22 protein-coding genes and 3 tRNA genes are annotated in these 26,188 nt (G+C 43.4%); 9 read left to right on the forward strand and 16 right to left on the reverse strand.

What is annotated here, in order from left to right; translation table 11 throughout:
- Positions 1-8: 8 nt before the first annotated feature.
- The gene (locus tag HXT48_RS05235; RefSeq protein ID WP_012913956.1) at positions 9-1,466 is read right to left on the reverse strand and encodes a bifunctional folylpolyglutamate synthase/dihydrofolate synthase; all 1,458 of its coding nucleotides are present in this window, start codon (positions 1,464-1,466) and stop codon (positions 9-11) included.
- A gap of 278 nt (positions 1,467-1,744) precedes the next feature.
- On the opposite strand from HXT48_RS05235, the gene HXT48_RS05240 reads away from it, so the two are divergent.
- Both HXT48_RS05240 and HXT48_RS05245 read left to right on the forward strand, forming a co-directional pair.
- Complete coding sequence (locus tag HXT48_RS05240; protein WP_012913955.1) at positions 1,745-3,340, forward strand: aminopeptidase P family protein; 1,596 nt, start codon at positions 1,745-1,747, stop codon at positions 3,338-3,340.
- A 285-nt stretch (positions 3,341-3,625) separates the two neighbouring features.
- Complete coding sequence (locus HXT48_RS05245; RefSeq protein WP_004110445.1) at positions 3,626-4,528, forward strand: carbohydrate kinase family protein; 903 nt, start codon at positions 3,626-3,628, stop codon at positions 4,526-4,528.
- Positions 4,529-4,608: 80 nt separating this feature from the next.
- Here the strand turns inward: HXT48_RS05245 and HXT48_RS05250 are convergent.
- The 8 genes from HXT48_RS05250 to HXT48_RS05285 form a co-directional block, all read right to left on the reverse strand.
- A tRNA-Ile gene (locus tag HXT48_RS05250) sits at positions 4,609-4,682 on the reverse strand.
- A 113-nt stretch (positions 4,683-4,795) separates the two neighbouring features.
- On the reverse strand, positions 4,796-5,476 hold the full coding sequence (locus HXT48_RS05255; RefSeq protein ID WP_041160559.1) for an ECF transporter S component: 681 nt from the start codon (positions 5,474-5,476) through the stop codon (positions 4,796-4,798).
- A 297-nt stretch (positions 5,477-5,773) separates the two neighbouring features.
- Positions 5,774-5,845, reverse strand: a tRNA-Glu gene (locus tag HXT48_RS05260).
- Between the two features lie 107 nt (positions 5,846-5,952).
- The gene (trmB, locus tag HXT48_RS05265) at positions 5,953-6,771 is read right to left on the reverse strand and encodes a tRNA (guanosine(46)-N7)-methyltransferase TrmB (protein ID WP_012913953.1); all 819 of its coding nucleotides are present in this window, start codon (positions 6,769-6,771) and stop codon (positions 5,953-5,955) included.
- Positions 6,772-6,929: 158 nt separating this feature from the next.
- Positions 6,930-7,388: a cell division protein SepF gene (locus tag HXT48_RS05270; RefSeq protein ID WP_004105139.1), complete on the reverse strand. Its 459-nt coding sequence runs from the start codon at positions 7,386-7,388 to the stop codon at positions 6,930-6,932.
- 24 nt (positions 7,389-7,412) lie between these two features.
- Complete coding sequence (gene ftsZ, locus HXT48_RS05275) at positions 7,413-8,627, reverse strand: cell division protein FtsZ (RefSeq protein ID WP_012913952.1); 1,215 nt, start codon at positions 8,625-8,627, stop codon at positions 7,413-7,415.
- Positions 8,628-8,829: 202 nt separating this feature from the next.
- On the reverse strand, positions 8,830-9,984 hold the full coding sequence (dusB, locus tag HXT48_RS05280; RefSeq protein ID WP_012913951.1) for a tRNA dihydrouridine synthase DusB: 1,155 nt from the start codon (positions 9,982-9,984) through the stop codon (positions 8,830-8,832).
- 84 nt (positions 9,985-10,068) lie between these two features.
- Positions 10,069-11,589 carry a glycine--tRNA ligase gene (locus HXT48_RS05285; protein ID WP_004105144.1) on the reverse strand — a complete coding sequence of 507 codons (1,521 nt, stop codon included), beginning with the start codon at positions 11,587-11,589 and terminating at the stop codon, positions 10,069-10,071.
- A gap of 180 nt (positions 11,590-11,769) precedes the next feature.
- On the opposite strand from HXT48_RS05285, the gene HXT48_RS05290 reads away from it, so the two are divergent.
- Both HXT48_RS05290 and HXT48_RS05295 read left to right on the forward strand, forming a co-directional pair.
- Positions 11,770-12,135, forward strand: coding sequence for an MTH1187 family thiamine-binding protein (locus tag HXT48_RS05290; RefSeq protein WP_012913950.1), 366 nt, complete (start codon positions 11,770-11,772; stop codon positions 12,133-12,135).
- Between the two features lie 74 nt (positions 12,136-12,209).
- On the forward strand, positions 12,210-13,442 hold the full coding sequence (locus tag HXT48_RS05295; protein WP_076002689.1) for a M20 family metallopeptidase: 1,233 nt from the start codon (positions 12,210-12,212) through the stop codon (positions 13,440-13,442).
- 17 nt (positions 13,443-13,459) lie between these two features.
- Here HXT48_RS05295 and HXT48_RS05300 read toward each other — a convergent pair whose 3' ends face one another.
- The 3 genes from HXT48_RS05300 to HXT48_RS05310 are packed head-to-tail and all read right to left on the reverse strand — an operon-like array spanning position 13,460 to position 16,558.
- A complete protein-coding gene (locus tag HXT48_RS05300) occupies positions 13,460-14,254 on the reverse strand; it encodes an isoprenyl transferase (RefSeq protein WP_116431863.1) in 795 nt (264 codons plus the stop codon).
- A 2-nt stretch (positions 14,255-14,256) separates the two neighbouring features.
- Entirely contained in the window at positions 14,257-15,003 is a 747-nt protein-coding gene (recO, locus tag HXT48_RS05305) for a DNA repair protein RecO (protein WP_421793021.1), read from the reverse strand.
- 31 nt (positions 15,004-15,034) lie between these two features.
- On the reverse strand, positions 15,035-16,558 hold the full coding sequence (locus HXT48_RS05310; RefSeq protein ID WP_248893179.1) for a DivIVA domain-containing protein: 1,524 nt from the start codon (positions 16,556-16,558) through the stop codon (positions 15,035-15,037).
- Positions 16,559-16,676: 118 nt separating this feature from the next.
- Here HXT48_RS05310 and HXT48_RS05315 point away from each other — a divergent pair.
- Positions 16,677-16,750, forward strand: a tRNA-Val gene (locus tag HXT48_RS05315).
- A gap of 44 nt (positions 16,751-16,794) precedes the next feature.
- Here HXT48_RS05315 and HXT48_RS05320 read toward each other — a convergent pair.
- Entirely contained in the window at positions 16,795-17,682 is an 888-nt protein-coding gene (locus tag HXT48_RS05320) for a YlbL family protein (protein ID WP_248893177.1), read from the reverse strand.
- A 260-nt stretch (positions 17,683-17,942) separates the two neighbouring features.
- On the opposite strand from HXT48_RS05320, the gene HXT48_RS05325 reads away from it, so the two are divergent.
- Positions 17,943-19,703, forward strand: a complete 1,761-nt coding sequence (locus HXT48_RS05325) for a zinc-dependent metalloprotease (RefSeq protein WP_288231274.1) — start codon at positions 17,943-17,945, stop codon at positions 19,701-19,703.
- Between the two features lie 154 nt (positions 19,704-19,857).
- Here the strand turns inward: HXT48_RS05325 and HXT48_RS05330 are convergent, their stop codons facing one another.
- Positions 19,858-21,405 (reverse strand): ATP-dependent helicase, encoded by a 1,548-nt coding sequence (locus HXT48_RS05330; RefSeq protein ID WP_421784319.1) that lies wholly within the window; start codon positions 21,403-21,405, stop codon positions 19,858-19,860.
- A 131-nt stretch (positions 21,406-21,536) separates the two neighbouring features.
- Here HXT48_RS05330 and HXT48_RS05335 point away from each other — a divergent pair, with 131 nt between their 5' ends.
- Together HXT48_RS05335 and HXT48_RS05340 are read left to right on the forward strand one after the other, a co-directional pair.
- The gene (locus tag HXT48_RS05335; RefSeq protein ID WP_080514460.1) at positions 21,537-23,291 is read left to right on the forward strand and encodes a phosphotransferase; all 1,755 of its coding nucleotides are present in this window, start codon (positions 21,537-21,539) and stop codon (positions 23,289-23,291) included.
- A 63-nt stretch (positions 23,292-23,354) separates the two neighbouring features.
- Complete coding sequence (locus tag HXT48_RS05340) at positions 23,355-23,573, forward strand: DUF3107 domain-containing protein (RefSeq protein ID WP_004105154.1); 219 nt, start codon at positions 23,355-23,357, stop codon at positions 23,571-23,573.
- Positions 23,574-23,642: 69 nt separating this feature from the next.
- Here HXT48_RS05340 and HXT48_RS05345 read toward each other — a convergent pair whose 3' ends face one another.
- The gene (locus HXT48_RS05345) at positions 23,643-24,500 is read right to left on the reverse strand and encodes a PHP domain-containing protein (RefSeq protein WP_076003140.1); all 858 of its coding nucleotides are present in this window, start codon (positions 24,498-24,500) and stop codon (positions 23,643-23,645) included.
- A 175-nt stretch (positions 24,501-24,675) separates the two neighbouring features.
- Between HXT48_RS05345 and HXT48_RS05350 the strand changes: the two genes are divergently transcribed.
- Complete coding sequence (locus HXT48_RS05350) at positions 24,676-25,326, forward strand: vitamin K epoxide reductase family protein (RefSeq protein ID WP_012913942.1); 651 nt, start codon at positions 24,676-24,678, stop codon at positions 25,324-25,326.
- Between the two features lie 26 nt (positions 25,327-25,352).
- Here HXT48_RS05350 and murI read toward each other — a convergent pair whose 3' ends face one another.
- The gene (gene murI, locus HXT48_RS05355) at positions 25,353-26,126 is read right to left on the reverse strand and encodes a glutamate racemase (protein WP_102155360.1); all 774 of its coding nucleotides are present in this window, start codon (positions 26,124-26,126) and stop codon (positions 25,353-25,355) included.
- Positions 26,127-26,188 lie beyond the last annotated feature (62 nt).

Here is a 26,188-nt window from a genome sequence, read left to right on the forward strand (position 1 = left end):
CTTAATTTTCAGGACTCGTCAATATTTGGGTGGATTGCTACGCGCTGATCCTTCGGCTTTTTTAAATCCGGATTCACGTGCTCAACAAGCATTGTGCGCGCGTCTCCTGCAGTGACGAAACTACCGCAAATAAGCACTCCGTGACCATAGCCAACACCAAGCTCATCGTCTTCATCAACTAAATCAACAGCAGTTTGAATAGCATCCGGAAGCTCGTCAACACGAATTACGCGATCCTCGCCAAATACGCCTACAGCAATCTTTTCGAGTTCTTCCGGATCCATTACGCGGTCGCGCCAAGAATTACGCGTAACAATAATCTTCGTCAAAATAGGCTCAAGAACACCCAAGTATTCTTCAACTTGCTTATCTGCCATCATTGCCACAACGCCAATAAGCTGCTCAAAATGATAGTTTTCTTCAATAGTTTCACGAAGAGACTCGGCAGCATTCACGTTATGTCCACCATCAATAATGATTGTCGGCGAAGTACGAACCTGCTCAATACGCCCAGGAACCTTAACCTGACTTAAAGCCTCTGCAACTAAATCGCCATCCAAAGCACCACTTACAGGCAGCACAACCTCCGCAGCAGCAAGAGCTGCCAAAGCATTATGAGCCTGATGCTTGCCAAACTTGTCAACCGGAACATCCTCATAAGTGCCAAGAGGTGTACGCAAAGTAACAACCTGTCCACCAACTGCAGGAGTACGAGACACAACTTCAAGTTCGCCATCGCCATAAGAAGAATCGCGCAATAATGTAGCATGGTTGCGCTCTGCAACTTCCTTAATAATTGGCAAAACCTTAGCTTCATGCGGCTGAGGACCCAAAATAACAGTGCAATTTGGCTTAATAATACCAGCCTTCGTGCGAGCAATCTCTTCAACAGTGTTTCCAAGCCATTGCATGTGATCCATATCAACCGGCCCAATAATTGCAGCATCAGCATTCATAACATTAGTGGCATCCCATTCGCCACCCATGCCAACTTCCATAACAGCAACATCAACAGGAGCGTCCGCAAAAGCCCAAATTGCCATGGCTGTAAGCACTTCAAAAAAGCTCATTTTTGGCTTACCGTCAGCTTCCATGCGAGCGTCAACCATGTCGATAATGTCTTTCATTTGATCCCACACATCAACGAACTGATTGTCACTAATTTCCTGTCCGTCAATCATAATGCGCTCGTTTACGCGCTCCAAATGTGGAGAAGTATATAATCCGGTTCGCAAACCGTATGCTCGACAAATTGACTCAGCCATTCGAGCAGTAGAACCTTTGCCGTTCGTACCAGTTATGTGAATAACACGCATAGACTGCTCTGGATGACCTAAAATATCGAGAATAAGACGCATGCGATCCAAGTCGAGATTAGTTTTATTGTGTTCTGGAGCTCGACTCATAATATTGCGTTCGATATCAACAATTCGCTCATTATTGCGATTTGGATTTTCAATAGACATAACTACTCCCCCTAATTTTTACGCTCGCTTACTCATTTTCCAACAATCTAGATTAGTTGATACCAACAACACACGCATATAAATATGTTGTGACAATATTCACATAGCAAAAGCGTTTTATACGCACTTTGTAAATTGCGTATAAAATCTTGCTATTTTGCACTAAAAAACTCGCATAAAACACTAAATAAGACTATGTTAGTTTATTGACTGTTTATTTACTATTTGTATAATTTGCGCAAGCAAAAATTAACAAGCAAAAATTAAGGAGTCTCATAATGGCAGAATATACGCCAACTGAGCACGGCGAAGAGCTAAAAGCTGACGGCACGCAAAAGGCAGAAGATCGCGTAAATAACCGTTCACTTCGTCCAAACAGTGATTCTTTTAAAGATTTTATGACGAATAACTGGGATAACCAGGAGCCAGAAGTTAAAGCTCTTGAATCTAGCAAGTACATTCCAGCTCGTTTAGAGGCTCTTTCAAAGCGTTTCCCAGGTGAACGTTTAGTTATTCCTGCAGGACAACCAAAGGTGCGTAATAACGACTGCGATTATGCTTTCCGTCCAGACACTACATTTGCTTACTACACTGGCTTAGGTCAAGACTATGAGGCTGGTGCTGTGCTTGTTATGGAGCCAGTCAGCGAAGACAGCGAAGAAGCTAAGGCTGGAAAAACGCATGTACCTGAGCTTTTTGTAGCTCCACGCGCAGATAACAGCACTTCAGCATTTTACAAGGATCCTCACTACGGAGAATATTGGGTTGGTCCTCGCGCAGGCTTAAAAGAACTTAAAGCAATGACTGGCATTGAAACGCGCGATATTGCAGAACTTGATGACGCTATTGCAAAGAACGTAAGCGACGATGCTAATGGTGAAGGCATTCGCGTGCGAATTGTTCGAGAAACCGATCCTGAGCTTACTGCAAAAGTTGAAACAATGCGAGAAGCAAGTGGATTTACTGATGAAGATGCAAACACTTGCGCAGACGACAAATTGCACGAATTCGCTGCAGAAGCACGAATGCTTAAGGACGACTACGAAATTCGCGAAATGCGCAAAGCTATTGCCGCCACAAAACTTGGTTTTGACCGCATGCTTACGCGTTTGCCTAATGCTTTGGGTCATGAGCATTCCGAGCGCATGATTGAGGGTGCTTTTAATTCTGTTGCTCGCGAAGAAGGCAACGAAGTTGGCTACGACACGATTGTTGCTTCCGGCAAGCACGCGCCAATTTTGCACTGGATGCGCAATACTGGCGTTGTTTCCAGCGGAGAATTGCTACTTATTGATGCCGGCGTTGAAGTTAACAGCCTCTACACTGCTGACATTACACGAACTTTCCCAACGAACGGCAAATTCACTGACTTGCAAAAGAAGCTTTACCAGTGCGTTCTTGACGCTCAGCAAGCCGGTTTTGAGGCTGCTAAGCCAGGTGCAACCTACTCCGATATTCACCATGCTTGCATGCGCGTTCTAGCTGAACACTTGCACGAATGGGGAATTTTGAAAGTAAGCGTTGAAGAATCACTTTCGCCAGAAGGTCAACAACATCGTCGTTGGCACGCTTGCGGCGTTGCTCATCATCTTGGTTTGGATGTGCACGATTGCGCACAAGCACGCTACGAGTCTTATCAGGGCGCAAAAATTACTCCAGGAATGATATTCACTATTGAGCCAGGATTATACTTTGCAGCTAACGATTTGATACTACCGGAAGAAATGCGCGGAATTGGAATTCGTATTGAAGATGATGTACTAATGACTGAAAACGGTCCAGAGTGGCTTTCTATTGACATTCCAAAGCAAATCGATGATGTAGAAGCATGGATGGCTGAACAAGCTCACAAAAGTGATATTTTTCAGCATTAAGCAATAAATCAAAATAATAGAAAAATATAATAAAAAAGAATAATAATAATATAGTACGCCAGCATAAGCTAAGTTAAACGTACACAATATAGCACTTATGGTGCGCTCTATAGAAACGTAACACGCATTGCGCATATTACTTATCGAAAGGGCGCACCATAATTGTTTGTATAGCATTTTTACAAGCAAAATTTGCATCAAAATGCTTTTGAAGAAGCGAGAAGATATTTAGTAAAAAGTATAGCTCTACAAACTTGCTGCACTGACGCGTGCGAAAGGAATATTATGACTAAGCCAATTGTTCTTTCACTCGGCGAACTTTTATGGGATTTGCTTCCACACGGAAAACGTGTTGGCGGAGCACCAGCAAATTTTGCATATCATGCACAGTGTCACGGAGCGCAAAGTTGCATGATTAGCGCTGTTGGTCAAGACCAACTCGGCGATGAGCTGATTGACAAAGTGAACAAAGCTGGCATCGCTTCAATTATTCAACGCAACGCTTGGCCAACAAGCACTGTAGAAGTAACACTAAAAAATGGAATACCAGAGTACACTATTCTGCGAAATATAGCATGGGATCATATTCTTTACACTCGAGAACTCATTGATTTAGTAGAACGAGCAGATGCAGTATGCTTTGGCACTCTAAGCTTACGTTCTCAAGAAACTCACGACACAATTTTGCAATTGTTAAAGCATACTAAGCCTGGAGCAATGAAGTTCTTCGATATTAACATTAGAAGCGATCACTACTCTAAGGATCTTATTGACACATTACTTCAAGAAGCAACAGTATTTAAGCTTAACGATTCGGAACTATTCTTATTACGCGATATGTTCAATATTCGCGACACTTCAGACGAGGAAGCTTGCAAGTGGTTCCAAGCTCGTTACGGACTAGATTATGTGATTCTTACAGGCGGCTCTACTTTTAGCACGATTACTACTAGCACTGGAGAAAGCTCAACTATCCCAACTCCACACGTTGAAGTTCTTGACACAGTTGGTGCTGGAGACTCGTTCTCAGGAACATTTGCAGCGCATATTCTTAAGGGAGAAAGCTTGCAAGAGGCGCATCGCGCAGCTGTTAATACTGCAGCATTTGTGTGCACTCAAGAAGGAGCATGGCCTAAGTATCCAAAACAAATACCAGATTACTTGTCAATGGCAGAAAATAACAAATAAAACAAAAAATAAAATTTAAATTATAAGATGCAAAAATGCCACTTCATAAATCATAATGAAGTGGCATTATTAATATCTTGTGGGGCCTCAGGGGCTTGAACCCTGGACCGACGGATTATGAGTCCGCTGCTCTAACCGACTGAGCTAAAGCCCCACGCTAACAAAGTTAGCAACGACTAGATTAGCACATACCCATAAACGTCGCCAACTCAGTGAGTCGAATTTTTGACCTTGCTTAGGATTACTGAGCTTGAAATCCCGATGATTTCAAGCTCGGTCAGAGCGTCCAGATGCGAAGTTATCAAGAGCACCAGTTTTACGCAAAGCCAAATACACAAACCACACAAGCACTCCAGAAAGCAACAATCCACTAATAAGCTCTGTAATCATATGAATCGTAATATAAGTAGAAGCTTTGGCCTGATACTTAGTGAAGCTTAAGAACACACCATACTCAAAAGCCACAAGCAAACCAGAAAGAGCACTCAAAGTCAAATTAAACTTTCGCAAACGGAAAATTAAGAACGGAATCTCCGCAAACACACCCTGTAAAAGTGCGGAAATAAGCGTATCTCGCATATTAAACGGAGTTCCAAGTAGCACCTGTACAAATGCTGCAACAACATTTACATACACTGCAGAACCTGGCTTACGAATAAGCAAAACTGCAAGAGTTCCAGACAAATACCAAACACCATGCGTGATGCTTGCAAAACCAGGAAGAACAGCTGCATTCAAAGTACGAATCAAAGGAATAAACACCAAGCCATAGCCATACAAGATAACGCCAAAAACAGCAGCAAGAGCAGCACCTAATGCGATATCTGCAACACGCCAACGCATGCTCACAACCCTATTAATACTAGAAGCAGCATTACTATCCACTTGATCCGTTACACAATTAGATGATTCTAACCCATTATTATTTGTATTGAAAATATCGCTCATAGGAAATCCTTTTTTAAGCTGCTGCGCATTGTAAATTACTGAATTGAATACTTCCTGACCTACGCAGCCCGGGCAGAAGTACCAATGAGAAAGTGTATCACCTCTAAAAAGCACAACATACCTTTTGTGATATTTAATACATTGTCAGATCTTATATCGATTTATAGAAAAAATATATGAAAAACTAATTGCTGCGCAAAATACGAAAAATAGGGTAAGCAGCAAAAATAGAAATACGAATATCAGAAATACAAAAAACGAAAAACGCCGCTGAAAACCCAGCGGCGTTGTAATTTGTACCCCCTAAGAGAGTCGAACTCTTGTTGTCAGATTGAAAGTCTGGTGTCCTAACCGTTAGACGAAGGGGGCTTCGAACCAAACCATATGATATTAACACTCAAAAAAGCAGTACGCAACTCACGGCGTGTTGAGACTAAGTACAACTGCAAAGCTACGAGAACAGCGGCGGCAGAGCATTATTGTGCTATGTAGGTGAAGTCGTGAATCGTGCGACCAGCCTCCAAGCCTTTGCGCTCAAAATTCGTAAGAACTCGACCAGCAAAGCGCTCAGACTCGCTAAAATCTGCGTGCGGAAGAGCTGCTGCAGTATCAGCTGTACCTTTCCCTACATGCTCAATTGGAAGACTTGCGCTTAATTCGCCAATATTTGCAAAATCTTCGCGAGAATCCATAATCTCATGCACATGCAAAGCGTAATCCTCAATATCTGTAGCAATGCGCCACGCACCCCCTCTACGCAATGCCTGGTGTATTGTAGAGACAAGCTCTGGCTGCACAATACGACGCTTATGGTGGCGCATTTTAGGCCATGGATCCGGGAAGAAAGTCCAAACTTCTTCTAAAACTCCGCAGTCGCACGCAGCGAAGAAATCAGGAGCGTTAATTTGTGCAATACGAAGATTAGTCAAACCTTGCTTTCCAGCAAGAAGCATTGTGTGAGCAACGCCTGGATCATAAACTTCAAGCGCTAAAAAGTTAGTTTCCGGCAAACGTTCAGCTGCGGCAACAATGTTTTCGCCTTGTCCGGAACCAATTTCAACAATAAGCGGATTGTCATTCCCCCACTTATCGCTAATCCAATCATGCGTAATGTTCAAATTTTCGCGCAATCTAAATGAGCCAGGTGCTTCAGTAACGTCTAGCAGGTACTGACTTGCATAACGCTCCTGAGCGTGCTGTAAACGCGCATCTAAGCGCCCAGAACGACGCACAAACGACAATACAGTGCGTTGCTTGGCTTGCATAGTGTTTTCGTTTTCATTTTCAGTGCTCATGAGATTACTTTCGTTATTTGGGTTACATGCCTTTAGTTTAAATTCGCATGATTTTAGTCATGCTCGTACACATCGCTTTTATGCTACCAAAAAGTATAAAAAAGCAGCGAAAGTTGTTAAACAAACGCTGCTCAATTAATTCTTTAGCAAATACAATTTTAGGAGAACAAGTCACGCGCAGTATTGTCGTTCGGAGCATCCTCCACTTTGATATTCACTTGTGCCGGGCTTAGCAAAAATACCCTAGGAGTCACACGCTCAATAGAACCGCGAACACCAAATACAACTCCAGCAGAAAAATCAACAATACGATACGCAACCGATTCAGTTACACCAGTAAGGTTTAAAACCACTGGAACACCGTCACGCAAAGCACGACCCACCATTTGCGCATCATCGTAAGACTTAGGATGAATTGTAGTAATACGACTCATACGACTAGCATTCGCACGAGCAGAACCACCACGCAAATCATTACCATGTTGCGACACAGCAGGAGTTACCGAGCGATCATTATCGAATGACGTTTCTTGAACATCAGATTCAGCATAATCATCATCCTCAGGCACATCTGCCATACCAACGTATGACATCACGTTCTTCATAAAGCCAGCCATGAAACAACCCTCCTCTCGTTACGCTTAACGCAGAAAATCAGGAATATCTAATTCGTCAGGTTCAGCAGGCTGCTGTACAGGAGCTGCCGCAGGAGAATATTGCTGATGATTCATCGCAGGCTCAAACATAGAAGGCATAGAAGCAGGTTGTTCTACTTGTGGAGCAGCTTGAGCTTCCTCTTTGAAAGATGAGGTAGACTGTGCAGGAGCTACAGGCTTAACATCTGCTTGCATATCAACAAACTGACCAGCTTTAGCCGAGGACTCCTCCGCCTTAGGATGAGCATCAAATCCAGCAGCAATAACCGTAACTCGAACCTCATCGCCGTAAGAATCATCGAGGGAAAGACCCCAAATAATTTGAGCTTCTGGATGAATAGCTTTACGAACAAGTTCAGTTGCAGCAGAAGCTTCCTGAAGCTTCAAATCACTTGGACCTGCGATATTAATCAAAGCACCGTGAGCACCCTCAATGCTTTCTTCCAGCAATGGGGAGCTAATAGCAATTTCAGCTGCCTGAGTTGCACGATCCTCGCCTTTTGCAGCACCAATACCGAACAGTGCGGTACCTGCTCCGCGAAGAACAGCTGTAACATCAGAGAAATCAACATGAATGTAAGAATTCATGGTAATTAAATCAGTAATGCCTTGCACACCTGCGAGCAACGCAGTATCTGCCGTCTTAAATGCTTCAATAATTCCAATAGTACGATCAGAAATTTCCAAAAGACGATCGTTTGGAATAACAATCAACGCGTCAACTTCTTTGCGAAGATTCTCGATACCAAGTTTTGCAGATGCAGCACGTTGCGGTCCTTCAAAACCGAATGGACGTGTAACAACAGCAATAGTCAAAGCACCTTGCTGATGAGCTGCACGAGCCACAATTGGGCTTGCACCAGTACCCGTGCCGCCGCCTTCACCGCAGGTAACAAACACCATGTCAGCACCCTTAAGTGCCTCTTCAATGTCTGATTGATGATCCTGCGCAGCCTTAGCACCCTTTTCAGGATCAGCACCAGCACCCAAGCCTCGGCTCGAAGCATCAGATAATGAAATCTTTACATCAGCATCAGAACGCAGTAAATCTTTAGCGTCAGTATTAATGGCCACAAACTCTACATTCTGTAGACCCTCGCTGATCATCCGATTGACGGCGTTACCGCCGGCACCACCGACGCCGACTACCTTGATGATGGTTTTGTCGTTGAAATTGTCAGTCTGGGCAATCTCGCTCACCGTTATCTCCTGTCACTCACGCACGTTTACACAATATTTTAGCGTAAAACGCTCGATACTGACGACGTTTTCACAATAAACTGAAAAAATGTCACTGCTTTGATAATACACCGTGCTATATGCAAATATGAGCACAAGGTGATTTTAATAGAACATTATCGAAATAATCAGTGCAAAAAAATGACGAAAGCCCTAGAAAATACTAGTAACTTGCATCCATTGGATCGTCACCAAATAACGCCTCTCGCTCTTCGTGACTAGTTGTACGAGAATCTAACCACCCATACGGCAAATGAACTTTTTTAGCAAATCTAACTCGTCCACGCGGCGTGTCTAACACCTTTTTTGGCAAACAAAGAGAACCATCAAGCATATCGAGATTACGTTGAACATCCTCAATCGACTCGCACTCCATAAACGCTTTACGAGTGCCACCACCAACAGGAAAGCCCTTTAAATACCAAGCAATATGCTTACGCAAGTCGTGAACAGCCATACGCTCGTCGCCATCATAAAACTCAACTAAAAGATTTAAGTGGCGCAAAATAACTGATCCCACTTCCGCCAAAGTAGGATTAACACGATTATCGCTACCTTCGCAAGCATTGCGAATATCAGCAAACAACCATGGGCGACCCTGGCATCCTCGACCGATAGCAACGCCAGCGCAGCCAGTTTCTTTAAACATTGCGAGCGCATCTTCCGCACCCCAAATATCACCATTGCCAAAAACCGGAATATCAAGCGTCTCTACAAGCTCACCAATACGCTGCCAGTCTGAATGACCACCGTAATATTCTGCAGTTGTGCGAGCATGCAAAGTTACAGCAGCGCATCCTTCTTCTTGCGCAATATGACCAGCTTGAATAAAAGTTTCATGATTCTCGTCAATACCAACACGGAATTTAGCCGTAACAGGGATTCCTGCAGGTTCGCAAACAGAAACAACGCGATGCAAAATTTCTTGCAACAAATCAGTTTTCCAAGGAAGAGCAGAACCGCCGCCACGTCGCGTCACTTTTGGAACTGGACAGCCGAAGTTTAAGTCAACGTGATCAGCCATGTTTTCGTCGACAACAATTCGAGTAGCTTGTTCTACAATAGAAGGATTTACACCATAAAGCTGCAAAGAGCGCACTTTTTCGCTAGGCGCAAAACGGCAAAGTCTAAGTGCTTTTGGATTTCGTGCAACTAGAGCTCGCGCTGTAATCATTTCTGCTACGTAAAGCCCGTCCGGACCAAATTCGCGGCAAATTACGCGAAACGGCCAGTTAGTGATCCCAGCCATTGGAGATAAAACAACAGGAGTTGCAATATGAACTTTCCCTAAATCTACTGGTTTTATAGAAAAATTCATATTGCTTTAACTCCGTTCACTATAATAATAATTTTGCTTATTAGTGCTTAAGCACTACTCGCTTAAGCACTACTCAAACGCGTATTAGTACAATCCGCCAGCAGTAGCGATTTGTACAGGCTTAGACTCGTCTTCGCCAGCTTCTTTAGCAATATCCGTAGCACCGTCGGCTGCACGAGTACCAACGATTTCAACAGGACCTTGCGGATACTTAACGCGCTTTTCGTTAATTCGGCTAGCAACGTAATCTGCAACCTTGTCCAAAGAAACGCGCTCTTGTTGCATGGTGTCGCGCTCGCGAATTGTAACAGCATGATCTTCCAAAGTATCGAAGTCGACTGTTACGCACAAAGGAGTACCAATTTCGTCCTCACGACGATAGCGGCGACCAATAGCTCCAGCCTCATCGTAATCGATAACCCAATCATGCTGACGCAAATCTGCAGCCAAATCTTGAGCAACAGCTTGCAATTCTGGCTTCTTGCTCAAAGGCAAAACTGCAGCTTTAACAGGAGCCAAACGAGGATCAAGTCGAAGAACAGTGCGCTTGTCAACTCCGCCCTTAGTGTTTGGAGCTTCGTCAACGTCGTAAGCATCAACCAAGAATGCCATAAGCGAGCGCGTAAGACCAGCCGCAGGCTCAATAACATAAGGCACATACTTTTCGCCAGTAGCCTGGTTAAAGTAGCTCAAATCCTCGCCGGAATGCTTAGCATGAGCAGACAAATCGTAGTCAGTACGGTTTGCAATACCCTCAAGCTCTCCCCAATCCGAACCTTGGAAGCCGAATTTGTATTCAATATCGACAGTGCGCTTGGAATAGTGGCTGAGCTTCTCCTTAGGATGCTCATACATGCGCAAGTTTTCTGGCTTCACACCCAAATCAACATACCAACGCACGCGAGTGTCAATCCAATACTGGTGCCAAGCTTCGTCGGTTCCAGGCTCTACGAAGAATTCCATTTCCATCTGCTCAAACTCGCGAGTGCGGAAGATGAAGTTTCCAGGCGTAATTTCGTTGCGGAAAGACTTACCAATATTTGCAATACCGAAAGGTGGCTTTTGACGAGTAGAAGTCATGACATTCTTAAAATCAACGAAAATGCCCTGAGCTGTTTCTGGACGCAAATAATGCAAGCTATTTTCGTCTTCAACCGGTCCTAAATGAGTGCGAAGCATCATGTTGAAGTCGCGTGGCTCAGTCCAGTTTCCGCGAGTACCGCAATCTGGGCAAGCAATGTCTTTTAAGCCATTTTCTGGCATTTTATCGCCATGCTTTTCAGCATAAGACTCTTCCAACTTATCTGCACGATGACGCTTATGGCAATTCAAGCACTCAATCAAAGGATCGTTAAACACGGAAACGTGACCGGAAGCAACCCACACCTGTGAAGGCAGAATAACGGAAGTATCCACACCAACAACATCTCCACGCGTGGTCACCATGTAGCGCCACCATTCGCGCTTGATATTATCTTTCAACGCAACACCGAGTGGGCCATAATCCCACGCAGAACGCGTGCCACCGTAAATTTCGCCGGCTGGGAACACAAATCCTCGACGCTTAGCCAAGGAAACGACTTCATCAAGCTTTGAAACAGCCACAATACACCTTTTCGTAAAAACTAGAAAATTCGGGTGAAAACGTTGCTATTATAGAAAAACCCTGTGACGCTTGTAAAATTGTTAAAGTAATGCAAATTTATAGGTTTGTTGACGCATTATTTGGCGTTGTCTTGTTTTGCTAGATTTGCGTAAGATTACGATTTTAAAGGGATTGTTACTATGAGTGAAAATAATAACGAGAATACAAACGACCACATGAACGAGCACAGAACTAACACGGTCGCGGCGTTGTGCATTGCTCCAAGCGGAGTCGGAGACGAGTTGAGCGAGTACGTGGCAGATGCCGTACAAGTAATTCGCGATTCTGGATTAAAGAACGAAACTAACGCAATGTTTACGAATATTGAGGGCGAATTTGATGACGTTATGCGCGTTGTGAAAGATGCTACGATGACTTTAGTTAGTAAAGGATACCGTACTGGAGTAATACTAAAATTAGATATTCGCCCTGGTTTTAGCAATCAAATTGACGCAAAAAGTGCGCTTGTAGATAAGATTCTCGACGAACGAAATAAAGAAGAATAAAACTGAAATCAAATAATCTCAAATAATCTCAAAACTCGAAAAAGTTATAATAAAACAAAAGAAAGCAGGAATTTATGCTGCAACTTACGGCAGTTCAGAAAATATTATCCGATTTAGATGAAACCCAAAGAGAACGAGAAAAACAATACAAATACTTTCATCAACATCCTGAACTGTCAATGAAAGAAGATCATACAGCTCAAACAATTATTGATATTCTTAGCGAAGCTGGGATTGAAACAAAGCGAGTTGGAAAAACAGGCGTTGTGGCAGAGATTAAAAACGGCGAAGGTCCTGTTGTTGCTATGAGAGCGGATATCGATGCGCTTCCAATTAAAGAAAATTCAGGAAAAGATTACACTTCAACAGTTAGTGCGCAAGACGAAAATGGCAAAACGGTTGGAGTTTCACACGCTTGCGGTCACGATTTTCATATTTCCAGCCTACTTGGTGCCTTGAAGGCTTTTAATGAGCATAAAGATGCTTGGAAAGGAACGTATATTGGCGTTTTTCAGCCTGGAGAAGAAACAGCTCAAGGCGCAAAAGACTTGGTGGAAAATGACATTATGAGCATGATTGCAAAGCCTGACGTTTACCTTGGTCAGCATGTGTTGGGTGCTATTCCTGCAGGAACAGTCGGTATTCGTTCGGGCGCGTTCTTAACTACTGCAGCTTCGATTCGCGTGCACATTTTTGGTAAAGGTTCGCATGGTTCTATGCCTGAGTTGAGCGTTGACCCGGTGGTTGTTGCTTCGTCAATTGTGCTTAAATTGCAGACGATTGTTTCTCGCGAACTTGCAGCTAAAGATTACGCAATTGTTACAGTTGGCGCGCTTAATGCAGGAAGTAAGTCGAATATTATTCCTGATGATGCCGAGCTTTTAATTAACACAAGAACTTATAGCGAAGATACTCAAAAATTTGTGCACAATGCTATTGAACGAATTGTGCGTGGAGAGTGCGAGCTTGCAAGATGTCCTAAAGAACCAGAGTTTACGTATTATGATTGCTATCCGCTTACAAATAATGATCAGAATGCGTCTTTGCGCGTGCGTAAAGCTTTTGATGAATACTTTGGAGAAGATTCTGTAGATATTTCGCGCGCTTCTGCTTCGGAAGATTTTTCTATAGTCGCGAACGCTTTTAAAACTCCTTACGCTTACTGGGGCTTAGGTGGTTTTGCGGATATGCAGAATGCTCCTGGAAATCACAATCCGGCATTCGCCCCAGATTTGCAGCCCACTCTTAATCGCGGATTAGAAGCTGCAGTTGTGGCAGCTTGCGCTTGGCTCACTAGCGAAAAGTAACAAATCTTAGTGAGATACTAGGCGTTTTTTACGCCACCAAACCTGCGGTCGCGATGCGCATAGCGGTCAATCGACCTCCACAGCGCTTCGCGGCCGTAATCCGGGAATAGTTCCGGCACAAAATCAAGTTCCGCGTAGGATGCTTGCCAAGGCAAAAAGTTGCTAGTGCGCTGCTCGCCGGAAGTGCGAATCACCAAATCGCAATCTGGAATATCCGGATTATACAAGTGCTCAGCAATCATTTTTTCACTTACACGATCGCCTTTAATTTTGCCATTTTGAATTTCTTTCGCGATTTGCGCGCAAGCATCCGCAATTTCTGCACGACCGCCGTAATTTATGCAAAAAACAACGTCAATAGTTTTATTATTTTTGGTGATTTCTTGCGCTTTTTCCAACTCGTCAATAACAGACTTCCACAAACGAGGGCGCCTTCCTGCCCAACGAACTCGCACTCCCCACTCGTTCATTTGCGCAACTCGCCTATGGATAATTTCCCTAGAAAATCCCATTAAAAAGCGCACTTCTTGTGGAGATCGCTTCCAATTTTCGGTAGAAAAAGTGTATAAGCTTAAGTAACGAACTCCTGCTTCTATAGCTCCTGCAATAACGTCAAAAACTACCGGTTCTGCAGCTTTGTGACCTTCGGTTCGAATCATTCCGCGCTCTTTTGCCCAGCGTCCGTTTCCGTCCATAATCACACCGACATGACGAGGCACTTTGCCCTTAGGAAAATCTGGTATGCGAGAAGGGTCACTAAAAGGAGCCGCTGGAATATCAAGCGACTTATAATCCACGTTTTCAAAAGCCATACTTACGAATGTAACAACCCCATCGAACGAATAGGTCGCTCAAGATAATATTCAGCCCATTGCTGAACGCATCGCATAGTAGAAGAATCAACCGACACTCCGTCAAGAACAGACCAGTTTCCTTGCGCAAGCGCACACAATTGCAAACGCGTCAAATTAGCACAAACTATTGAATCCGGAGTGTGATCACTTGCACACATCATTCCACCTGCGCAAGGCGAAAAATAGCACAAATCTTCATTTTTCCCACATACAACACAAGCTTGTAGTCGCGGAGACCACCCAGCTAATGACAATGCTCGCAATATATACGACACGCCAATAGCATCAGGAGAATGCTTATGCTTGGACAATGAAAGTAAAGCCGCAGTAAGTAGACGATACTGCCCTAGCGTATCTTGATATTCACGCCTGTATTCATCTGTATATTCGTTAGAAACAAGCAAATCCACAACTTCAAGCATGACGTTTGCATACTCATAGGACGTATAATCTGCACAAATTTCACCAGCATAAGCAGCAATAGAAACAGCCTGCGAGACTACATCCAAAGATTTACCTTGTGCAAGAAGCAAATCAACACGCATAAGCGGCTCAAGACGACCACCAAAACGTGATTTAAGCCTACGAACTCCCTTTGCAACAGCACGAACTTTGCCATGCCGCTTAGTAAGAAGCACAACAATCCTATCCGCTTCACCTAAAGGAAAAGTACGAAGCACAACAGCTTCATCGCGATACAATGGCATAAATCAAACTATATCTTTTTTAATAGTTAGATTAATTACGATCGTTATTTTCCGAATCGTCGTCGCCTTGAGAAGAGCTACCGAAATTAGTAGATTCATCAATATGACCAATAATTGGGAATGACAAATCTGGAATATCTAAACTCAATGGCTTACTCGACTGCAAATTAGAAACATGCAACTCCGGAATATTAAGCGAAGAATGCTGCGAGGAATGCTGTGCAGAATCTTGAGGAGCAAATGATGGAATTGATTCATCAGGAGCAGGAGCCGCAACAGGCTTAGGTGCAGATGAATTATTGCGATTACGAGCTGCAGGAGTGAAAGAAGGAGGTAGCACAGAAGATTCAGAAGAGTTTCGCATTACTGTAGCGCTTTGCAAAAGCTCGTCATTGCTATCAGTATCGTTAAGAACATTAGAAGGCTTACTTGCAGCAGCATGAGGTGTAAATATTGCGCGCTCAGACTTATTTAACGCTTCAAACGAATCATTAGAATCTTGATTAGCATAATCTACAGGAGCAAAAATGCTTTGTTTATCATGATTTGGCACGCTAGGTATTGAGCGAGGTGCAATCTTAGACAATCTATCCGCAGTGTCTTCATCATCCACAGCATCCTCAACAGGTTTGAATATTGAAGAAGCAGAAGGTGCAGTGGCAGAAGCGGAAGAAGCTGCAGAAGCAGCACTGAAATCAGATGCAGGCTTTATTGAAGGAGCAAATGATGGAACAGGCTCTTCAGAATGGTTATAAGATTCCGTAGATTCTGAAGATTTAGCAGGCTCTTCAGCTTTAGTTACAGGAATAACAGAAGGTGGAACGGAAGCCGAGATAGAAGGTGAAACAGAAGCAGGAGCAGAATAAGATTCAGATGCTGCTCGAGAGTATGAGGAACTACTATTATCCGCATCAACATACTGTTCTACACGCTCAAAAGATTCCAAGCTGCTAAGCAAACGCACACAAGCGTTTAAATAATAATCAACTTGACGCTCATCATAACCGTGCTTACCGTTTTTTTGCGTAAAAATCACATTAGAAACATAAGCAGAATCAATATCTTGTAATGTTTCTTTGTCCGTTTCCCACTCAAGCTCATGACCAAGCATAAGAGCAATCTTATCTAAGGCTTGATCGACCATAATATCCACTTGTTTACGCGCATAAGACGGGTGACGCGAAGAACCACGATCAAAACGATCGCGATAATCTCTTTGAGCATGTTGCAAAAGTTTACGATAAAGCACTTCTACACGAGCTTTCCATGCAACTCGTCCGCATTGCGCCAATTCTTGCTCAGTGCACTTATCTACTACCGCACGTTCCAAACGCGATAACGCAGCATCAACTTGACCAATAATGTAACCATTACGCTCCAAGTCAAAAGAAACCTCTTGAATATCTTTCTGCGTAAGTCGAGCTTCATCGCTTTCGTACAAAGTGTGAGCACGCTCTAGAAAAGCATTCACCTGTGCGACGTTATATCCTAACTTACGCTTACCCACACGCTCCATTGCTGAAGCATTACGAGCGGTATCAGGTTTCTGAGCCATCGAATATCGACCTCCTGAGCACATGTTCTTATTCAGTATACTGTACGCGATTGTTACGACGCGCGCCACACGTTGCATTCGTACACACCATCATGTATGTTTTTAATTTGTTGCAAACGGGCGATTAGCTCAGCTGGCTAGAGCGCCACCTTTACACGGTGGATGTCGGGGGTTCGAGTCCCTCATCGCCCACTTTCTGCTCTTTATTTGGTTTCTGCTTTATTTGGTTTATAGTTTTATTTCACATTGCAGCTTGGCAATTTATTTGCACCACGACCAGAACCAATAGCTTTTAACGCTTTGTAAGCATCATCCAATGTTTTTACACTTACAACGCGCAAACCTTGTGGCACATGCCCAACAACTTCATTGCAATTATCGTAAGGCGCTAAGAACCAAGTAGCTCCATCTCTTTTAGCTGCAATCATCTTTAAACGAATACCACCAATTGCACCAATTTTTTGCGATTTTTCAATAGTTCCAGTTCCGGCTATCGTCTTACCACCAGTTTCTTGTTCAGGAGTAAGCTTGTCAAGAATTCCTAGAGTGTACATCATTCCGGCAGACGGTCCACCAATATCTTCAATATGTAAACGAACTTTTACATCTTCTTTTTTAATTCCAAGATGCTTAGACGCGTACTGCAACGCAACATTTTGAGCAAGATTTTGCGAATTATCCATCTCGTTCGTGGATTCCTTCTCATACTCGTCAGCGCTCTGTCCTACTGGCACAATAGCTTCACGAGGCAACAAACTTTTATGAGGATCCATCCATGAAATCAATGAATAAAATGTTGAAACCTCATATCCAGGAACACCAGAAACATTGACAGTAATCAACAATAATTTACCAGTATCATGATTTTCTTTTACTCGAGAACCAGACATATCAATCACAGGAGTATTTGATAGGGATCCTAAAACATCCTGCGTTGGACCAGGCTCTTCTACGACGTATGCACTTGGAAGCGACAACGCAAAAATCGCAACAATTACTGTAAAGAATCCTGCAAAATATCGCAAAGAATGCGAAGTAATGTACAAAACTAAAGCATGAGACAGCGAGCGCAAGGATTTAAAACACGCACGGAATACACTAGCACCTGTAGAAAAGCGAAACATGCTTGTATCATGACACAAGCCCTATATAGTTTTGCTTTAAAATATATTTGCACGCAAGTTATAGCGCATAAAACCATATTATCGAGTAGAATATTTGTATTAAGAAATATTTTTATTAAGAAGATGCGCTAAACTCGCATATAAAGACGTGTAAAATACGTATAAATACTTATAAAATACGTACAAATACGTGCAGGTACGAAACGTATAAAAATAAAAACTGTAAATTATGCAACACGTGGCACGAGAAGGATACGCTCATGAATGACGATGCAATTCACCAATGGCTCATTGAATGCTTTGGGCCAATACAAGGAGAAGAAGCATGGAAACAACTTGATCAGCTTCCTTTTGAGCTACGCGAACAACTCTTAAATCAGAATCCAGATAAGCTTCCTAAACCAGACGAAGTTCGCGGAATGATGCAAGCTTTTAGTGCAGGCGGTCTTAATAATCCATACGAAATGGAAGCAACACTTGAAGAAGGGCCAATTAATCGCAAGTTAGCGCAATCTATTGCTCTACAGCACGCTAATGGCGATCAAGGAAATGTAAATGCAGACGTAGCAGATGCCACACGAAGATCTTTAAGCCAAGCGAACTTGTGGCTAGATATAACGTGCAATTTCAATCCTGCTCCTGGAACGCCAGAAGTATTGTCTAGAGCTGATTGGGTAGAAAAAACGCTGGAAGCTTGGGTTAAATTCGCTAATCCTGTTGCAAAATCAGTAAACGAAGCACTCACTTCTGTTATTGAAGAGCGATTCCGCGATGTGGATGATGCTGAAGTAAAAGGATTATTTGCAGGAGTTGTGCCAATTCCACTGCCTGAAGGAATGAATAATCCAGCGCAACTAATGAAACTGCTTGGAAACACTTCGTTTGCTATGCAACTAGGTCAAGCAGCTGGAGCACTTTCACACGAAGTGCACGGCAGTTTTGATCAAGGTCTTGCGCTTTTACAAAATCCTGCAGGCGGATTAATTCCATATAATTGCATTGAGTATGCAAAAGTGTGGGAATTGGATATTACAGAAGTCATGAATTATTTGGCTTTGCGAGAAGCTGCACACGCAAGATTATTTGCATCCGTGCCATGGCTTATGCCACGATTTGAAGCGCTGATTATTAAGTACGCAAACGGAATAAGCATTGATTTAGAGGCTATGGAAGAACAGCTTCGCGACGTGGAAACAATGAATCCGGAAGCAATTTCAGGAGCTGTTAATTTGCAAAATATTGGCAGCAATGATTCTGAAGAGCAGTGTCAAGCTTTGCATAGTTTGGAAACTTTGCTTGCACTTGTTGAAGGTTGGGTTGATTGTGTTACATGGCAGTCTGGAATGGCTCATATTGTGCACATTGAGCAGTTGCGAGAGATGATGCGTCGCGAGCGAGCTGCAGGAGGACCTGCAGAAGTGACGTTTGAATCGTTACTTGGTTTGCATTTGCGCCCTCGCCGTATGCGCGAGGCATCGCAATTGTGGGAAAAGTTGACTCGCGAGCGCGGTATTGAAGAGCGAGATAGCTTGTGGAGTCATCCAGATTTGTTGCCAACTTTGCCGGAAGCTAGCGAAGTTGCGAAAGACGCTGGTAATGAAAGTAAAGCTGGTAACGCAGGTGACGAAGTTACGAAAGAAATCGATGCGGAGGATGCAACGAAAACTGCTGCAAAAAATGCAATAGAAACTCAGTCTAACCAAACTAGCGAAGCAACTGAAAAAACTAGCGAAACTAGCGAAAGTCACGAAAGTGCAGACAGTTACGAAAGTAACAAAAATACTGATAACGCTATCGAAAATGCGCCTATCGAAAAATCTTTTGAAAAATTAACAGAAGACGATTTAGGCACAAATGATTGGGATGCTGAACTTAGCAAGCTTTTGGAAGAGGATGCACGCCAAAAGAAGCAAAACAGCGAAACCGGTAACGAAACTGACGACGAATCCGGCGACGAATCCGGTAACGAAGCTGGCAACGAATCCGGCAATTCCGACGAAACTGATGCTGACGGCGAATAAAACTCTTGTAAAACTCCTGATTCAATAACAATCCAGCTGAATAATCGACATCAACGCTCAAAACGGCATAAACTGTGCAACTGTGTAAAGAAAAGGTCGGTCTCAACCAAAAACGACCAAAACTTTACACGAGCGTAAAATTTATGCCGCGAGATTAAGCCAGAAAGCGGCTAGGCACGCGATTCATGCCAGTTCCACTGTCTTTTCTAGAAGCGTAAGAAAGATGCAAAGTCTTTTCTGCGCGAGTTATTGCAACGTACATAAGTCTGCGCTCTTCTTCCAAAGCACTGTCATCAGCCGTAGAGCCAAAAGGAATAAGCCCTTCAGAGCAGCCAATTACGTAAACATGCGCAAACTCTAAACCTTTAACAGCATGAATAGTTGAAACAGTAACAGTTGAAATATTAGAAGATGCAAAAATGTCAGAAATACCTTGAGAACCGTAGCTTTGCGCATCCTCTAAAACATTTCGCTGCCACCCCACGTCTTTTCTCACGCGATACGGAAGTTTTGCTGCTTTTAACGCTTTACAAACTACTTGCTGTTGAGCATTGGTTCTCGTTAGTATTGCGCACTCCCCAAGATGTGCAACGCCGCTTTTTACAAGTTTTGCAATTTGCTCAACTACGCCCAAAGCTTCTTCAACATCGGTTGCAAAAACTTGCTGGCTAACACGAACGCCGCCTTTTGTTGCCGCCTTAACTTTTACGTAATCCTTTTTATGCGCAGAAGCCGCAAGCACTCTATTAGCAAGACCTACTATGCGTTCTGTGGAGCGGTAGTCGGTATTCAAACTAATATCTGCTCCAAGAGGAGCAAATTCTTGCGGAAATGAAAGCAAATAGTAACTATTCGCACCTGCAAACGAGTAGATTGTTTGCGCAGGATCGCCCACTACGCAAATATCGCGGTTCTGCCCCATCCATAATCGCAACAATTCGTGCTGTAAAGGAGACACATCCTGATATTCGTCAACTGTGATCCATCCGATTGATTGCTTAATACGGTTTGCAGCTTCCGGAAAATTTCGTAAAATATGGCAGCAAAGTAGAAGAATATCGTTAAAATCGATGCAATTATGCGCATTTTTTTCGGTTTCGTAAGCTTCATATATATCGACAAATTGCTGCGGCTCTAAACCTGCAGGAGGCAAACGGTGCGTAGAAGCGCACACACGCAAGTAATCGTCAGGCGCAATAAGCGAAACTTTCGCCCAATTAATTTCTGCCAAAATATCGCGAGTTTGCAACAAAGTCATATCCGCAAAATCCGGATAACGCTTAAGCGCAGAAGCTATGATTTGCTGAGAATCATTCATAATTGATGGAAATTGTGCTGAACAGACGTCGTTCCACACGCTGCGAATGTGTTGCAAAGCCGCAGAATGAAATGTTGAGACGCATCCAACATTACTTACACCAAGAGCCTCAATACGCGATCTCATTTCCGCAGCTGCTTTTACAGAAAAAGTAACTGCCAAAACTCTTTCAGGATCCCACTTACCAGTAGCGCAAGCATACGCAATTCTGCGCGTAATAGTGCGCGTTTTACCAGCTCCTGCACAAGCTATAATGCGCACTGGCCCTTCTAGTGCGGTAGCAGCTTCGCGTTGCGAATTATCCAACCCGTCTAAAAGTGCTTCTGGAGAAGTCACTTGAGAAGTTTTAGAAGTCACTTGCGAAGGTTCTGGTGAAGAATTCATAATTCTATTGTTGCAGCAATAACAACGCTTACGCAACAAGAATAAAAATATGTGTATAACTTACAAAAAATTGGCAAAATTTCGGTGCTTTGTATTACTGTGGGAGTGTGACACAACTCAGTAGATTCAAGTTGGCAGCACTGGCATCTGCAGCCATGCCCGAAGTACAGTTTGCAGGAACACGCCAAAGTGAGCAAGTTAATGCCACTGATACCGCGGCTGGAATTTCTCACGCCGTTGTGCAAGATATTTCCGGTAAGCTTTACGACGTTTTTATCAGTGCGGATAGTAAAGGTCGCAAGCGTTTGCATGACCGGGCTCGTGCAGCATGGACTCTTGAGCACAGTAAAGATTTGGCAGCTTTGGGATTCGCTTACGACACTATGCTCACGTTTATGCCAGGAAAACGCGAAGATGCTAATAATAACGCTGGAAATGTTGCAAATAATGTAACCGATGAAAATTCTACAGTTGCTGGCACTCAGCAATACGTACAACAGCAATCTACACAACAGCAATCTATACGAATGTCAAGCATTATTGCCAACAACAACGATGAAGACACTGTGCTTATTTGCGAACATCTTGAAGGTAGCGCTCGCGACTTGCGTCTTCTTACTACTGACGATTGCGCAAATGTTGGAACTGCAATCGGCGCTATTCATCGCCTGCGCCCTACTTTCGTAACGCGCGGAAAATACTCTGCTTTTACTACTGGTCAAATTCGCGCACAGTTAACCGGTTGGATTAAAAGACTTCGTCAAGCCGGTCATATTCCAACCGAAATTACTGACAGTTGGTCAAGAGTGTTGGAAACTGAAGGATTGTGGTCATTTGAAACTTGCCCAGTACACGGCGGTTTTATGGATGGCGACATTTTGTTTGCTGGCTCAACAATTACTGCTGTGACAAATTGGCAAAGAATGCAAATTAACGATCCTGCGCGCGATTTGGCTTGGATTTTTGCAAAACTTAACGAGCAGCGCCGAAACGCAGTGCTTTCTGCATACGGTAGAATTATGGGTTCTCGTTTAGATAGTTTGATTATGCTTCGCGCAAACTTGTGGCTGCAAATGGAACAAGTTGGCGATTTTGTTCAAGCTTTGCAACGTGCAGATAACACTAGTATTATGCGTTTTAAGGCTCAAGTTGAGCGTTTAGCGCACGAGCTTAGTCGTATTAGCAATGCACAAACTGCTAAAACTGGTCGTGCTGCAGGAAATCCCGTCTCGACTATTACAGTTGGAACGCTTCTTGAAAATGACAATACGCAAAGTCGCCAAATTTCTAAGAATAATTCTACTGAAAACCAACTAAACACTGGAAATAGCGACGAAACTCATGAGCGAGACATTACTTCAGAAAGAAATACTGAATTAAATAACACTCAAGACGAGACTTACGATAGCAACAAAACTATAAGCGACGATACTCATGAGCGCAAAGTTCAATATGCTGGCACACACGCAGCTAACGCTGAGGAGGCTGAAAAAGCAGCACAACTCGCTGACGACACAGCAACTCAAGTAATTACTCATGTAAAAACTCAAACAGTACACGAAACCGCAGAAACTATTGTGCAAACTGCAATGAGTAAATCTGCCGATAGCAATGCTAGTGCTGAGCATGAAAACGTTAGTAACGCTGGTAGCAATGAGGAAGCTAAGGACGCCAAGAACAACAATGATTCTGAGGTTAAGGATGAAGTTATAGTTGAGCGTGACAGTAAGGTTGATAGCGCAAACGAGACTTCTTCGGACTCAAAACTTTCTGAAGATACAGAAAGAAATACGCAAAAAAATGACGATAAACCAGAAACCGTAATCATCCCTCTGCTAGAGCGTGAAGAACGAGCAATGCGCGACGCACAAGCAGACTTAGACTAAGATAAATAAAATACTAAATACTAATTAAAACGATAAATAGCGTAAAAAGCAAAAGGAGTATGTATGCGAGTTGTTTTAGGAGTAAAAAACGTTTCTGATTCCATCGATTTTGAAACCAACCAAAGCGCAGAAGAAGTGCGCAAAGTGATTAACGATTCCAAGGATATGCTTGAGTTTACGGACGTAAATGGGCGCACTATTATGGTCTCAGCTTCGTCGCTGTCTTACGCACTCATCGGCGATACGCCAAAGCATTCAGTAGGCTTCGGAGCACTCAACTAAAATAACGAAATTCCGCTAAGAGCGGCAGAAACTTTACAGCAACATAAATAAATAAATAAATAAATAGTTTTAGAGCTTATAGCCGCGCAAGAGTATTTCCGATACTACTTCGCGGCTTGTTGTTTCTTCGCCCAAACGATTTGGCTTACCGTAGCCATGCCAATCCGAGCCGCCCGTCACAAGCAAATCGCACTTACTCGCTAAAGAAAGCAGTCTTTCACGCTGTGCTTTAGAATTTCCGCGATGATACACTTCTAAACCGTCAAGACCAGCTTTAGCAAACGATATAATTTGATTATCCGAAAGAAGCACGCGGTTACGCGTAGGGTCGGCAGGATGCGCAATAACAACAACCCCTCCAGCATCTTTAACAGCCTCAATAACTTCACGAACATTTGGAGAAGGAGTTGGTATATAGTACGGGCTGCACGGAGAAATAGGCCCAGCAAAAGCTTCAGAACGCGTTTTATACACGCCAGCTTTTACTAAAGCATCAGCGATATGCGGCCGCCCGATTGTAGTTAAGTCGCCGAGCTTCGCTTGAGCCAAAACGTCATCCCAAGTAATTGGAAAATCGCGCGACATACATTCAACCATACGCTTTGTGCGATCAAAACGACGCTTCCTAGTAAGCTCAAACATGCTCACAATCATGCTATTTTTCGGATTGTACTGGTATGCGAGCATGTGCACAAACACGCCTGAGTCTTGCGCAGTAATCTCCGAACCAAATAATACTGGCACATTCGAAGCTTTAGCAGCCTCTTGAAAATCATGCCATCCTGCAGTTGTGTCGTGGTCAGTAATAGCAACACCTTGCAAACCAACGATTTTAGCTTGCGTAATTAAATCTTCTGGAGTTGCAGTGCCGTCTGAATAAACAGTATGACAGTGCAAATCCCAGCGTTCGCGCGCAAAATTCATCATGCTGGAGTTGCTATCGCTAGCATGATTTGATGCGTCACGTTGGTTGTTGCTTATTGCGGTCATATAATCATCGTAAACTGTGCCATGTAACGAGAAATGAATATGCACACATAATTATTTGCTATTATTTATTATTATTCACATCATTCGCAATTAGTAACTTTTAGGAGCAGCAATGAAGCAAACTAACGCCGCTAAAGAAGACTATGAAACAACACTTAGCGGATGGAGGCACTCTGCAGTATGGACGTATGGCATTATGCTATTTTTCTCTGCGGTAGCACTCATAACTTCGCTTATACTTTCTGCTGAAACCCTTGCTTTAGCGCGCGAACCTAATAAGCTGCTCAGTTGCGACTTCAACAGCGTAGTATCCTGCTCTAGAGTTGCGCAAACTTGGCAGGCAGAAATTGTGAAATTTGGCGAATTAAGCTTCCCAAACGCATTCTTTGGAATTGCTGCAGAAAGCGTATTCGTAACGCTCGCAGTTATTGGAATGATTCGCGTACGCGTGCCGCGATGGTTCGCAATTTGCACTTGGCTTGGTGGATTATGCGCGCTTGCCTACGCTTACTGGCTGTTTTCGCAATCTATGTTCGTAATTCACGCGTTGTGCCCGTGGTGCATTGTGCTTATGTTCTCCACAACAATGCAATTTATATCATTGACTCACGCAAGCGTAAGTTCGCAAAAGTTGCTTGTTAAGCGTTTTAGCTTGCTGGAAAGCTACTACCGTTTGCGATACGACTTGCTCATAGACGTGCTTTGGATTGCGGCATTGCTTACTTTGATTTTGTGCCAATATTCTAAAGTATTTTTTGGCTAAATAAGAGCGATTTTTAACGCAAGATTTTAACAGCACAAGCTCTTCGCAAGTTGCTGCATGCGCAAGCTTGTATCCGAATTAGTAAGAGTTATGCTGCCTTCTTGAGAATCGCTTGCAAGCTCATTATTAAGTTCCAATATTTTGCGCAAATGATTAATAGTTCCTTCGTTGCCGTCAACAATATTCGTGCGCGCAGGCAAAAACTCGCGGAAATAATCCCTATAAAACACAAAATGAGTGCAGCCCAGCACAACCGAATCAATACTGTCTAAATCATACTCGTCGAAATACTTGTGAAAAGCAGCAAAAACTACATCACGATTATTAAGCTCCCCACGCTCAACAATACGCACTAAATCAGGACAAGGCTGCGAAAAAATCGTGTTATTTTGCGAAAAACGTTGCAGCAAATCCGCAAACTTATGCTCGCGCAAAGTAAGCTCAGTTGCGGCCACAATTACGCGCTGAGGCTCACCTTTACCTAAATCACAAGCTAATTTAAGCGCCGGCTCCATACCTACGATAGGTATATTGTAATGCGCGCGCAAATCGTTCACAGCTGCGGAAGTGGCAGTATTACAAGCAATTACAACAGCTTTTACATTTAGGCGAACAAAATGCTCGACAATTGCAAAGCTTAACTTTTTAACTTCTTCAGGCGTTTTAATGCCGTATGGCGCGTTTGCAGAGTCGCCGAAATAAATAATTCGCTCATGCGGAAGAGCAGCATGCAACTGACGAGCTACGGAAATGCCTCCAAGCCCAGAATCAAAAACGCCAATTGCTGCCGACGATGCCATAAACTACCTCCTAAAAACGCTTACTATCGTAATGGCGAGTGTCAACATACTAGGAAAACATA

The organism is Gardnerella sp. KA00127 (assembly GCF_049244125.1).
Classification (GTDB): Bacteria; Actinomycetota; Actinomycetes; order Actinomycetales; family Bifidobacteriaceae; genus Bifidobacterium; species Bifidobacterium swidsinskii.

Excerpts from the sequence above, each read along its gene's own strand:
- HXT48_RS05235 (WP_012913956.1), bottom strand. The coding sequence starts at position 1,466 with ATGTCTATTGAAAATCCAAATCGCAATAATGAGCGAATTGTTGATATC.
- HXT48_RS05240 (WP_012913955.1), top strand. The coding sequence starts at position 1,745 with ATGGCAGAATATACGCCAACTGAGCACGGCGAAGAGCTAAAAGCTGAC.
- HXT48_RS05245 (WP_004110445.1), top strand. The coding sequence starts at position 3,626 with ATGACTAAGCCAATTGTTCTTTCACTCGGCGAACTTTTATGGGATTTG.
- HXT48_RS05255 (WP_041160559.1), bottom strand. The coding sequence starts at position 5,476 with ATGAGCGATATTTTCAATACAAATAATAATGGGTTAGAATCATCTAAT.
- trmB (WP_012913953.1), bottom strand. The coding sequence starts at position 6,771 with ATGAGCACTGAAAATGAAAACGAAAACACTATGCAAGCCAAGCAACGC.
- HXT48_RS05270 (WP_004105139.1), bottom strand. The coding sequence starts at position 7,388 with ATGGCTGGCTTTATGAAGAACGTGATGTCATACGTTGGTATGGCAGAT.
- dusB (WP_012913951.1), bottom strand. The coding sequence starts at position 9,984 with ATGAATTTTTCTATAAAACCAGTAGATTTAGGGAAAGTTCATATTGCA.
- HXT48_RS05290 (WP_012913950.1), top strand. The coding sequence starts at position 11,770 with ATGAGTGAAAATAATAACGAGAATACAAACGACCACATGAACGAGCAC.
- HXT48_RS05295 (WP_076002689.1), top strand. The coding sequence starts at position 12,210 with ATGCTGCAACTTACGGCAGTTCAGAAAATATTATCCGATTTAGATGAA.
- HXT48_RS05300 (WP_116431863.1), bottom strand. The coding sequence starts at position 14,254 with ATGGCTTTTGAAAACGTGGATTATAAGTCGCTTGATATTCCAGCGGCT.
- recO (WP_421793021.1), bottom strand. The coding sequence starts at position 15,003 with ATGCCATTGTATCGCGATGAAGCTGTTGTGCTTCGTACTTTTCCTTTA.
- HXT48_RS05310 (WP_248893179.1), bottom strand. The coding sequence starts at position 16,558 with ATGGCTCAGAAACCTGATACCGCTCGTAATGCTTCAGCAATGGAGCGT.
- HXT48_RS05320 (WP_248893177.1), bottom strand. The coding sequence starts at position 17,682 with ATGTTTCGCTTTTCTACAGGTGCTAGTGTATTCCGTGCGTGTTTTAAA.
- HXT48_RS05325 (WP_288231274.1), top strand. The coding sequence starts at position 17,943 with ATGAATGACGATGCAATTCACCAATGGCTCATTGAATGCTTTGGGCCA.
- HXT48_RS05330 (WP_421784319.1), bottom strand. The coding sequence starts at position 21,405 with ATGAATTCTTCACCAGAACCTTCGCAAGTGACTTCTAAAACTTCTCAA.
- HXT48_RS05340 (WP_004105154.1), top strand. The coding sequence starts at position 23,355 with ATGCGAGTTGTTTTAGGAGTAAAAAACGTTTCTGATTCCATCGATTTT.
- HXT48_RS05345 (WP_076003140.1), bottom strand. The coding sequence starts at position 24,500 with ATGATGAATTTTGCGCGCGAACGCTGGGATTTGCACTGTCATACTGTT.
- HXT48_RS05350 (WP_012913942.1), top strand. The coding sequence starts at position 24,676 with ATGAAGCAAACTAACGCCGCTAAAGAAGACTATGAAACAACACTTAGC.
- murI (WP_102155360.1), bottom strand. The coding sequence starts at position 26,126 with ATGGCATCGTCGGCAGCAATTGGCGTTTTTGATTCTGGGCTTGGAGGC.